The 11,978-nt window shown below is 74.0% G+C and carries 5 protein-coding genes; all 5 read left to right on the top strand.

Annotated features, from left to right (window positions below):
• Positions 1-1,483 (top strand): condensation domain-containing protein (locus ACWGIU_RS15215; protein WP_453705953.1); only part of this gene is annotated, 1,483 nt, incomplete at its 5' end.
• A complete protein-coding gene (locus ACWGIU_RS15210) occupies positions 1,473-3,356 on the top strand; it encodes an amino acid adenylation domain-containing protein (protein ID WP_453705951.1) in 1,884 nt (627 codons plus the stop codon). The genes ACWGIU_RS15215 and ACWGIU_RS15210, both read left to right, overlap by 11 nt.
• Positions 3,353-7,939 (top strand): type I polyketide synthase, encoded by a 4,587-nt coding sequence (locus tag ACWGIU_RS15205; RefSeq protein ID WP_453705949.1) that lies wholly within the window; start codon positions 3,353-3,355, stop codon positions 7,937-7,939. Before ACWGIU_RS15210 ends, ACWGIU_RS15205 begins: the two co-directional genes overlap by 4 nt.
• A 2-nt stretch (positions 7,940-7,941) precedes the next feature.
• Complete coding sequence (locus ACWGIU_RS15200) at positions 7,942-9,225, top strand: MupA/Atu3671 family FMN-dependent luciferase-like monooxygenase (RefSeq protein ID WP_453705947.1); 1,284 nt, start codon at positions 7,942-7,944, stop codon at positions 9,223-9,225.
• Positions 9,222-11,978 (top strand): non-ribosomal peptide synthetase (locus ACWGIU_RS15195; protein WP_453705945.1); only part of this gene is annotated, 2,757 nt, incomplete at its 3' end. The genes ACWGIU_RS15200 and ACWGIU_RS15195, both read left to right, overlap by 4 nt.

Here is an 11,978-nt window from a genome sequence, read left to right as displayed (position 1 = left end):
CGTCGAGCCCGCGGGACTGCTCGACGCGGGCACCCTGGAGGGCATGGCCCGCCTGGTGCGCGGCGCCATGGCGGCCGGGAAGGCGGCGACCGGACCGGCGGCGACCGGAGCGGCGGGCCCGCCGGCCGGGGCGCGGCCGGAGCGGCCCGCACTGTCCTTCGCCCAGCAGCGGCTCTGGTTCATGCAGCAGATCGACCCCGGGACCACGCTCTACAACGTGCCGACCGTGCTGCGGCTGCGCGGCGCCCTCGACCACGGCCGGCTCGGCCGGGCGCTGACCGCGCTCGTCGCCCGGCACGAGGTGCTGCGCACGACCTACCGGGCGTCGTCCGGTGTGCCCCACCAAACCGTCGCCGCACCCGGGGAGTTCGCGCTCCCGTACACCGACCTGACCGCCGAGGCGCGGCCCGCCGCCGAAGCGGCGCGCATCGCCGCGGAGGTGGGCGCGTACGTCTTCGACCTCGCCGCCGACCCGCCGCTGCGGGCCCACCTGCTGCGGCTCGGCCCCGACGACCACCACCTGGTGGTGACGTTCCACCACATCGCCATCGACGGCTGGTCCGTCGAGATCTTCTTCCGGGAGCTGGGCGGGCTGTACGGCGACCCGGACGCGGGCGGCGAACCGGTGCTGCAGTACGCCGACTACGCCGTCTGGCAGCGCGAGCGGCTCCAGGGCGACACCCTGGACGCCCTGACCGCCCACTGGCGGGCCGTGCTCGGCGCCGACCCGCAGGCCCTCGCCGTGCCCACCGACCACCCCCGGCCCCGCCACCGGTCCTTCCGGGGCGCGGTCGTCACCCGAGATCTCGGGCCCGAACTCACGGCCCGCCTGCGGGAGTTCGGCCGAGCCGAGCGTGCGACCCTCAACATGACGCTGCTCGCGGGGTTCCAGGCGCTGCTCGCGGGCTGGTCCGGGACCGAGGACGTCACCGTGGGCATCCCGGTCGCCGGCCGCACCCGGCCCGAGCTCCAGGAGCTCCTCGGCTGCCTCATCAACATGGTTCCGGTCCGCGTCGGACTCGGCGGGGACCCGGCCTTCCGGGGGCTGCTCGCCCGTACCCGTACCGCGCTGCTCGACGCGTCCGCGCAGCAGGAACTGCCCTTCGACAAACTGGTCGAGGCCCTGGTGTCCCGGCGCAGCCGGGACTTCCTGCCGGTGTTCCGGGTGATGTTCAGCTTCCTCAAGGAGCAGTCGGACCCGGTCTTCGCCGGGCTGGAGCACTGCTCCCTCGACCTCACGGGCCCGCAGGACACCGCGAAGTACGACCTCAGCCTGTACGCGCAGGAGCGTGGAGCGGGAGTCGCGCTGACCCTCGAATACGACACCGACCTGTTCGGGCCCGAGAGCCCGGCCGCGCTGCTGGCCGCCTACGAGCAGACGCTCCACGACGCAATCACCCACCCGGACGGGCCCGTGCTGGATCTCCCAGCGGTCCGCTTCCGGCTGTCCGGCACCGAGAGGAACACGCACCGTGACCGCTGACCCACTGGCCGCCCCGGAAACGGGCACCATCGACGCCTGGTTCGCGCGGCAGGCCTCGGTGCGGGGCGACGCGATCGCCGTGACCGGCATCGACGGACGACTGACCTACCGCGAGCTCGACCGCTCCGCCAACCGCCTCGCCCACCACCTGCGCTCCCTCGGGGTCGGCCCCGAAGTGCCGGTCGCCGTCTGCGTGGAGCGCACCGCCGCGCTGGTGACGGCGCTGCTCGCGGTGCTCAAGGCGGGCGGCGCGTACGTGCCGCTCGACCCGGCGAGCCCGGACGAGCGGATCGCCTTCACGCTCGCCGACGCCGGCGCCACCGTCCTGGTCACCGACCGGGACGGGCGGGGCCTGCCCGCCGCGCACACCGTACTGACCGGCCCCGACGGCACCGACCTGAGCACCTGCCCGGACACCGCGCCCGTAGATGCGGGCACCGGCCCGGCGAGCCTCGCGTACGTCATCTACACCAGCGGCTCGACCGGCACCCCCAAGGGCGTCATGATCGAGCACCGCAACGTGACGAGCCTGCTCACCGGCACCCGCGGCCACTTCGGCTTCGGTCCCGACGACGTCTGGACCATGTTCGCCTCCGCCGCCTTCGACGTGTCGGTGTGGGAGATGTGGGGCGCGCTGCTGCACGGCGGGCGGCTCGTCGTCGTACCGGAGGAGACCAGGCGTTCACCGCAGGAGTTCCACGCGCTGCTGCACCGCGAGCGGGTGACCGTCCTCAACCAGACCCCGGCCGCCTTCCGGCAGCTGGTGCGGTACGAGGAGGAGCAGCCGCCCGGCGCCGGACCGGCCGCCCTCGACGCGCTGCGCCTGGTCGTCTTCGCGGGGGAGGCGCTGCCGCCCGAGATGCTGCGGCCGTGGATCGCCCGGCACGGTGAGGACCGGCCCGAGCTCGTCAACATGTACGGGATCACCGAGACCACGGTGCATTCCACCTACCGGCGGATGACCTCGGCCGACCTCGACGCCGGGGCCGGTTCCATGATCGGCGGCGCCTTCGAGGGCTGGACGATGCAGGTCGCCCCCCTTGAAGGCGCGGAGGGCGCCGAGCGCACCCGGGCCGCCGACGGCGAGGCCGGCGAGCTGTTCGTCGGCGGCGCCGGCGTGGCGCGGGGCTATCTGGGCCGGCCCTCCCTGACCGCCGAGCGCTTCCTGCCCGACCCGGACGCGACCGAGCCCGGCGCCCGCCGCTACCGCTCGGGCGACAGCGCCCGGCGGGGCGCGGACGGCGACCACGAGTACCTCGGCCGGCTCGACCACCAGGTCAAGGTCCGCGGTTACCGCATCGAGCTCGGCGAGATCGAGAACGCCCTGACCCGCCACCCGGACGTCCGGGACTGTGTGGTGACCGTCGACGAGGACTCGGTCGGCGAGCCGCGCCTGGTCGCGTACTGGGTGCCCGGCGGGAAGGAACTCGCCGACAGCACCACCGAGCTGCGCGAACACCTGGGGCGCACCCTGCCCGCGTACATGCTGCCGAACGTGTTCGTCGCGCTGGATCGCCTGCCGCTGACCCTCAACGGCAAGGTCGACCGGCGGGCCCTGCCCGCGCCCGAAGCCGTACGGCCCGACCTGGGCCACGACTTCGAGGCCGCCGGCACCCCGGTCGAGAAGGCCCTCGCGGAGATCTGGGCCGATGTCCTCTCGGTCGACCGCGTCGGCCTCGACGACGACTTCTTCGACCTCGGCGGGCACTCGATGCTCGCGACCCAGGTCGTGGCCCGTTCGAAGGAGCAGTTCGGCGTCGCCATGACGCTGCGGATCTTCTTCGACCTGCCCACGGTCCGAGAACTCGCGGCGGCCCTGGAAGAGCTGCTCGCCGCACAGTCCACCAACAACCCGCACGGGGAGAACGCATGACGTACGAAGCGGACCTGCCGCTGCCCGAGCAGTCCGTGGCCATCATCGGGATGAGCGGCCGCTTCCCCGGTGCCGGCGATGTCGACGCCCTGTGGCGCATGGTGGCGGCGGGCGAAGAGGGCCGCACCGACTACTCCGACGAACAGCTCGCCGAGGCCGGCGTGCCCGAGCGGCTGCTCACCGACCCGGCCTACGTGAAGTCGGGCTTCCCCGTCGACGGGTTCGACCGGTTCGACGCCGAGTTCTTCGGTGTGACCCGCTCCGAGGCCGAACTGATGGACCCGCAGCACCGGCTGCTGCTGGAGACCGCCTGGCAGGCGCTGGAGCGGGCCGGCTACCCGGCGGGCTCCTTCGAGGGCCGCACCGGCGTCTTCGCCGGCACCTCGGGCAGCGGCTACCTGCGCGAGCGGATCGCCGACGCCGGCGCCGACGGCCGGATCTCCGACGAGATCCAGGTCGCGATCGGCAACGACCCCGGCATGCTCGCGCTGCGCGTCTCCTACAAGCTCGGCCTGACCGGCCCCAGCTTCACGGTGCAGAGCGCCTGCTCCTCCTCACTGGTGGGCGTGCACCTGGCCGTGCAGTCGCTGCTCAGCCGCGAGTCCGACATGGCCCTCGCGGGCGGCGTCGCGGTGCGTGAGTTCGAGCCGCGCGGCTACCGCTACGAGGAGGGCGCGATCCTCTCGACGGACGGCCACTGCCGCCCGTTCGACGCAGACGCCTCCGGCACGGTCTCCGGCGACGGCGTCGCCCTGGTCGTCCTCAAGCGCCTGGAGGACGCGGTCGCCGACGGCGACCACATCCACGCCGTCATCCGCGGCTCGGCCGTCAACAACGACGGCGCCGCCAAGATCGGCTTCACCGCGCCGTCCCCGCACGGCCAGGCCGAGGTCATCGCCGAGGCGCTGGCCGTCGCGGGCATCGAGGCCGGCACCGTCCAGTACGTCGAGGCACACGGCACCGCCACCCCGCTCGGTGACCCCATCGAGGTACAGGCGCTCACCGAGGCGTTCGGTCCCGACGCCGCCGCCGGCTCCGTCCACCTGGGCTCGGTGAAGTCCAACATCGGCCACCTCGACGCCGCCGCGGGCGTGGCCGGCCTGATCAAGGCCGCGCTCGCCCTGGAGCACCGCTTCATCCCGCCGACCGCCCACTTCCGCGCCCCCAACCCGCGGCTCGCCCTCGACAAGGGCCCCTTCGTGGTCACCGGCGAAGGCACCCCCTGGCCGAGGACGGCGACCCCGCCGCGCGCCGGGGTGAGCGCCTTCGGCATCGGCGGCACCAACGCGCACGTGGTCCTGGAGGTGGCCCCCGCCGTCGCCGCGGAAGCCGACACGGACGGCGACTGGCAGGTCCTGCCCCTGTCGGCCCGTACCCCCGAGGCACTCGACGCCGCCGCGGCGCGCCTCGCGGACGCGCTCACCGGGAGCGGCGCGGCCCTCGCCGACGCCGCCCACACCCTGCAGTCGGGCCGCGCCGCACTCCCCTTCCGCCGCGCCGTGGTGGCCGACAGCCGGGAGGGAGCCGCCGCGGCGCTGCGCCGGCACCGGCCCGCCATGGCCGCCGGGCAGGGTGAGGCGAAGCCCGAGGTGGTGTTCCTCTTCCCCGGCCAGGGTGCCCAGTACCCGGGCATGGGCGCCGACCTCTACCGCACCGAGCCCGTCTTCCGCGCGGCCCTCGACCGCTGCGCCGAGCTCCTGCTGCCCCACCTCGGCTGGGACGTCCGCGAGGTGGCGTTCCGCGCCGACGGCGAGGAGACCCGCGAGCGGCTGCGGCAGACCCTCTACACCCAGCCCACCGTCTTCTCCGTGGACTACGCCACCGCGCAGCTCCTGCTCTCCTGGGGCGTCGAGCCGTCCGCGATGACCGGCCACAGCCTGGGCGAGTACGTAGCGGCGTGCCTGGCCGGGGTGTTCAGCCTGGAGGACATCCTGCGCGTGGTCGCCCGCCGCGCCCAGCTGATGCAGGACCTCACGCCCGGCCGGATGCTGTCGGTGCTCCTCGACGAGGAGGCGCTGACCCGGGCGCTCGACGGCCGCGCGACGATCGCCGCGGTCAACGCGCCGGGCTCCTGCGTGGTCGCCGGCACACCCGAGGAGGTCGCCGAGGCCCGCCGGGTCCTGGAGGCCCAGGGTGCCTCCGTACGCGAGCTGGAGACCTCGCACGCCTTCCACACCGCGCTGGTCGAGTCCGCCCTGCCCGGCCTGGAGGAGGTGCTGCGCTCGGTCACGCTGAACGCGCCCAGGATTCCCTTCCTGTCCAACGTCACCGGCACCTGGATCACCGACGAGCAGGCCACCGACCCGGCGTACTGGGTCGCCCACACCCGCCGTCCCGTGCGGTTCTCCGACGGCGTCGCCGCCCTCGCCCAGCGCGGCCCCGCCGTGTTCGTCGAGGCCGGCCCCGGCAGCCAGCTCGGCGGGCTCGTCGGGACCCACCCGGAGCCGGGCCCCGTCGTCACCCTGCTGCGCAAGCCGCGCGCCGGCGCCGAGGCGCCCGCCGAGAACCGCGCGGTCCGCGAGGGCCTGGCCGAGCTGTGGTGCCACGGCGTCGAAGCAGACTGGAGCGCCCTGCACGGGGACACCGGGCGCCGCCGGGTGCCGCTGCCCGCCTACCCCTTCCAGGGCCGCAGCCACCTGCTGCCCAAGCCGGCCAGGACCACGAGCGTCCGCACCGACCGCTCGCGCTGGACCTACGCGCCGGTCTGGCACCGCGCGCCGCTGGCCCCCGCCCCGGAGCCGACCGGACCGGCCACCTGGCTGGTGCTGGCCGACGACCGCGGACTGACCGACGACCTGGCCGCCGCGCTGCGCGAGCGCGGCGACAGCATCACCACCGTGCGCAAGGCGGCGGCCTACGCCCGCACCTCCGAGCACGGCTTCGACGCCGACCCGGCGGACGCCGCGCACCTGGGCCGCGTCCTGCGGGAGCTGCGCCAGGACGGGGAGACCCCAGACCGGATCCTGCACGCCTGGGCCGTCACCGGGCCGGAAGGCTCGGCTCCGTCCACGGCCCGGGACCGCTACGCCGACGGCGTGGCCACCGGCTTCCACAGCCTGGTCGCGCTGGCCCAGGCCCTCGGCGAGAGCGGCACCGACACCCCGGTGCGCGTCGACGTCCTCACCGACCGGCTGCAGGACGCGCACGGCACGGACGTGACCCGCCCCGAGCGCGCCGCCCTGTACGGGGCGGTCACCGTCCTGCCGCAGGAGTACACCTGGCTGACGTGCCGGAGCATCGACGTGCTGCCCCCGGCGGACACCGCCGCCCGGACGCGGCTCAGCCGGCAGCTCACCGCCGAACTGGCCGCTCCCGGCGGCGAAACCCTCGTCGCCTACCGGGGCACCCAGCGGCTGGGCCGTGCCTTCGCGCCGGTCGAGCCGGCCGCCGTACCCGTCGAGCGGGCCTGGCGGGCCGACGCCGGCTACCTGGTCACCGGGGTGTCCGGCGAGGCCGGGCTGAGCTTCGCCGAGGAGCTCGCCACGGCGGGTGCCCGCCTGGTGCTCGTCGGGGACCCGGGGTTCCCGGCCGAGAGCGAGTGGGCCGCGCTGCCCGCGGGGGCCGAGCGGGCCCGCGCCCAGCGGATCGCCGCGCTGCGCGCCGCCCGCCCCGGCGCCGTCACCTACCGGGCGGCCGACCTGGCCGACCCGGAGCAGGCACGGCTTCTCGTCGAGGAGGCCCGCTCCGTGCTGGGCGCCGTCGACGGCGTCCTGCACTGCGCGGACGCCCGGGGCACCGGACTCGTCGCGCTCAAGTCGCGGGACGACTTCGAGGCCGTACTGGCGGCGCGGGTGCACTCCACGCTGCTGCTCGAAGAGCTGCTCGCCGACGACGAGCTGGACTTCTTCCTGTCGGGTTCGGCCACCACCGGCATCGTCGGCGGCTTCGGCCAGGCCGACAACTGCGCGGCCGCCGCCTTCCTGGACGCCTTCGCCGCCGCCGGTTCCGCACAGGGCCGCAACACCGTCACCCTCGACTGGTCGCAGTGGGAGTGGGACGACTGGTTCGAGCTGCAGATGGCCGGACTGCCCGAGGTCCGGGAGCTGTACGAGCGGCTGCGCCTGAGCCAGGGCATCCCGGTCGCCGACGGCCTCGCGCTGGCCCGCGCCGCGCTCTTCGCGGGACTGCCCCAGCTGGTCGTGTCCCGGGCCGACTTCCAGGACGTCCTGGCCGACCAGCAGGGCATGACCGCGGCCTCCTTCACCGACGCGCTCGGCAGCGGCCGGGGCGAGGCCGGCGACTGGGACCCCGCCACCGTGTGGCCGGACGACGAACTGGCCCAGTCGGTGGCCCGGGTGTGGCAGGAGATGCTCGGCGCCTCCCCCATCGGCCCGGAGGACGACTTCTACGACCTGGGCGGGAACTCGCTGTTCGCCATCCAGATCGTGGGCCGGCTGCGCCAGGCGCACGGCGACTTCCCGATGAGCGCCGTCTTCGAGGCGCCGACCGTACCGGGGCTCGCGGCGGCGATCCGCGCCCACCAGGCCGAGTCCATCGGTCTGGACGAGTTCGAGGCGATGCTGCGCGAGGTCGAAGCCCTCTCCGCCGCCGAGGCCGAGCACAAGCTGAAGGGTGACAGCTGACCATGGCTGACGAGAAGACGACCACCGACGCCGAGGCGGCGCAGGCCCGCATGCTCCAGGAGCGGCTCGCCTCGCTGAGCCCGGAGCAGCGCGAGGTTCTGCTGCGCGCGATGCGCGAGCGCGGCCTCAAGGCGCCCGCCACCGTGGACGCGGGGGAGAAGGCCGCCGCGAGGCAGGCCGCCGCGCCGCGCCGCACGCGGCGCCCCGGCAGCACCATGGAGTTCAGCCTGTTCTTCTTCTCCGGGGACGGCACCGCCGCCGGTCCCGGCAAGTACGACCTGCTCATGGAGAGCGCCCGGATCGCCGACGCCAACGGCTTCGCCGGGATATGGGTGCCCGAGCGGCACTTCGTGGACTTCGGCGGGCTCTACCCCAACCCGTCGGTGCTGGCCGCGGCCATCGCCGTACAGACGCAGACGATCCAGATCCGGGCGGGCAGCTGCGTGCTGCCGCTGCACCACCCGGTGCGGGTCGCCGAGGAGTGGGCGGTCGTCGACAACCTGTCCGGCGGACGGGCCGCGATCTCCGCGGCCTCCGGCTGGCACCCCGACGACTTCCTCCTGGCCCCCGGCGACGGGCAGCAGCGCTACCCGCGCCGCAAGGAGGAGATGTTCGAGGCCATCGAGACGATCCAGCGGCTGTGGGCCGGGGAGAGCGTCGAACTGCCGCGCGCCGACGGCTCGCTCCAGTCGGTGCGCACCCTGCCGCGCCCGATCCAGGCCGAGCTCCCGGTGTGGGTGTCCGCGCAGGGCAGCCCCGAGACGTTCGTCAAGGCCGGTGAGGCCGGCGCCTACCTGCTGACCGGTCTCGTCGCCCAGCGGCCCGCCGACCTCAAGGACAAGATCGCCGCCTACCGCGAGGCGCTCGTCGGAGCCGGGCACGACCCGTCCCGCGCCAAGGTCACCGCGATGGTGCACACGTTCCTGGACTCCGACGACGAGAGCGCCCGGGAGATCGTGCGGGAGCCGCTGACGGGCTACCTCAAGACCTTCCTCGCCCAGCAGGACAGCTTCGGCAGCGAGTACTCCAAGCTCTCCGAGGCCGAGCGCGACGTGATGCTGAACGCCACCTTCGAGCGGTACTTCGACACGCTCGCGCTGCTCGGCACCCCCGACAAGTGCGAGTCCCTGATCGAGGACCTGGTCGACATCGGCGTGGACGAGGTGGCCTGCCTGGTCGACTTCGGTCTCGCGCCGGGCCAGGTCGTCAAGGGCCTGGAACACCTCACCGAACTCAAGAACCGGTACCGGGCCACCGCGGCCGCCGCCGAAGGAGACCAGTCGTGACCGAACTCGCCAGCCGGCTGGCCGGCCTCACCCCCGCCCAGCGGGCCCTCCTCGACAAGAAGATGCGCGAGCGCGCCGGGACGCCCGCGACGGCCGGCCCCATCCCCCGGCGCACGGGCGGCGACCGGATTCCGCTCACGGTGGACCAGGAGCGCATCTGGCTCATCCACCAGTTCGACGCCGAAGACCCGCTCTACAACGTGTACTTCGCCTCGAAACTGCACGGCGAGCTGGACCGGGACGCGCTCCAGCGCGCCACCGATGCCTTCGTGCAGCGCCACGAGGCCCTGCGCACCACCTTCGAGCAGGACGGCCACGCCCCCGTCCAGGTCGTCCACCCGGCCATGGACGTGCCGGTCCGCCATGTCGACCTGCGCTCCGTACCGCAGGAACAGCGCGAGGCGGAGCTGATGCGCCTGGCCACCGAGGAGATGCGCGCCCCCTTCGACCTGGTCAAGGGACCGCTGCTGCGCATCGCGATGCTGCGGGTCGCCGACGACCAGCACGTGCTCGTCGGCACCGTCGACCACCTGGTCTGGGACCGCGGCTCGATGGGGATCTTCAACGCCGAGTTCGCCGAGTTCTACACGGCGTTCGCGACGGGCCGGGAGCCGCAGCTGCCGCCCGTCGAGGTGCACTACGCGGACTACTCCGAGTGGCAGCCGCAGTGGCTGCGCGAGGAGGTCCGGCACAAGCACCTGCCGTACTGGAAGAAGAAGCTCGAAGGCGCCGAACTGGTCCTGGAGCTGCCCACCGACCGGCCGCGCCCGCCGGTCATGACCTCCAACGGCGCCCGCTACCAGTTCCCGCTCACCCCGGAGCTGACCCAGGCGATCCGCGACCTCGCCAAGCGCGAGGACGTCACGATCAACATCGTGCTGCTCGCCGCCTGGAAGACGTTGCTGCACCGGCTCACCGGCCAGCAGGACGTGGTCGTCGGCACCACCTCCTCCACCCGCGGCAGGCCCGAGACCGAGCCGATGATCGGCTACTTCCTCACGATGCTGCCGCTGCGCACCACCGTCTCGCCCGCCATGACGGTGCGCGAGCTGCTCCAGGCGACCCGCTCCACCATGCTGGGCGCCTTCGACCACTTCGACATCCCGTTCGGCACCCTGCTGGACGAGCTCGACATCCCCCGCGACCCCAGCCGTACGCCGATCTACCAGGCCTCCTTCATCCTGGTGGACTTCGTGCACGAGGACCCACCGCCGATGGCCGGGCTGCGCGTCGAGGAGCTGATGCTCGACAACGCCACCGCCAAGGACGACGTGTTCCTCGGGTTCCTCGACGACCCGCAGCTCGCCGCCGACCACCTCCACGGCCTGTTCGAGTACAACACCGACCTGTTCGACGAGAGCACGATGGCGCGGATGGCCCGCCAGGTCGTCCGCCTCCTGGAGCAGATGACCGAGGACGCCGGAAGCACCGTCGAGGACCTGTCCCTGGTCGACGCCGACGAGGCACACACCCTGCTCGTCGAGTGGAACAGCACCACGGCCGAGCGCGAGCCCGGCCTGGGCCTGGACGAACTGGTACGCCGCCAGGCCGCCGCCACTCCCGACGCGGTCGCCGTCTCCTGCGGCGACGAGCGGCTGACGTACGGCGAACTCCTGGACCGCTCCGGCCGGCTGGCGTCCCACCTGCAGGCGCGGGGCGTCGCCCCCGAGACCGTCGTCGGAGTCTGTCTCGACCGCTCCGTGGACCTCGTCGTCGCCCTGCTCGGCGTGATCATGTCGGGCGGCGCCTACCTGCCGCTCGACGCCGCCTACCCGGCGCAGCGCCTCGCCGACATGACCGGCGACGCCGGCACCGGCTTCCTGCTCACCCGGGACGGTCTGCTCGGCGCGCTCGCCGAGTGCCCCGGCGAGCGGATCCTCCTGGACACCGACGCGCGGGCGATCGCCGCGGCGCCCGCCGTCCCGGCGAAGCCCGCCTGCGGTGAGGACCGCCTCGCGTACGTCATCTTCACCTCGGGCTCCACCGGCCGCCCCAAGGGCGTCGAGGTGACCCACCGCAACCTGGTGAACCTGCTTCTCGCGATGGCCCGTGAGACGGGGCTCGCCCCCGGCGACACGCTCGCCGCCGTCACCCCCGTCACCTTCGACATCGCGGGCCTGGAGCTGTACGCCCCGCTGATCAGCGGGGCCCGGGTACACGTCGTCACCAAGGAGCAGGCCGTCGACGGCCGGCGGCTCGCCGAGCTGCTCGCCGAGACCGGCGCCACCGTCATGCAGGCCACCCCCGCCACCTGGCACCTCCTGGTGGAAGCGGGCTGGCGCAACGACGGCTCGCTGCGCGTCCTGGTCGGCGGCGAGGCCCTGCCGCCCGCCCTGGCCGAGCAGCTGGTCCGCGAGCCCGGCCGCACCTGGAACGTGTACGGCCCCACCGAGACCACCATCTGGTCCACGTTCCAGCGCCTGGACAGCGGCACCGAGCAGATCTCCATCGGCCGGCCGCTCGACAACACCCAGGTGTACGTCCTGGACGACCGGCTCGCCCCGGTCCCCGTCGGCATGCCCGGCGACCTGTACCTGGGCGGCACCGGCGTCGCCCGCGGCTACCGCGGCCGGCCCGGCCTGACCGCGGAGCGGTTCGTGCCCGACCCGTTCGGCGGCCGCTCCGGTGCCCGCCTCTACTTCACCGGCGACAAGGCGCGGCTGCGCGAGGACGGCACGCTCGTCTTCCTCGGCCGCGATGACGGCCAGGTCAAGCTGCGCGGCTTCCGTATCGAGCTGGGCGAGATCGAGGCC

It is taken from the genome of Streptomyces sp. NPDC054840, assembly GCF_053611065.1.
Note: the sequence above shows the minus strand (reverse complement) of the source record. Positions and strands in the feature narration are given on the sequence as shown.

Bases quoted from the DNA above. Each gene is read 5' to 3' on its own strand.
- ACWGIU_RS15205 (WP_453705949.1), top strand. From the start codon at position 3,353: ATGACGTACGAAGCGGACCTGCCGCTGCCCGAGCAGTCCGTGGCCATC.
- ACWGIU_RS15200 (WP_453705947.1), top strand. From the start codon at position 7,942: ATGGCTGACGAGAAGACGACCACCGACGCCGAGGCGGCGCAGGCCCGC.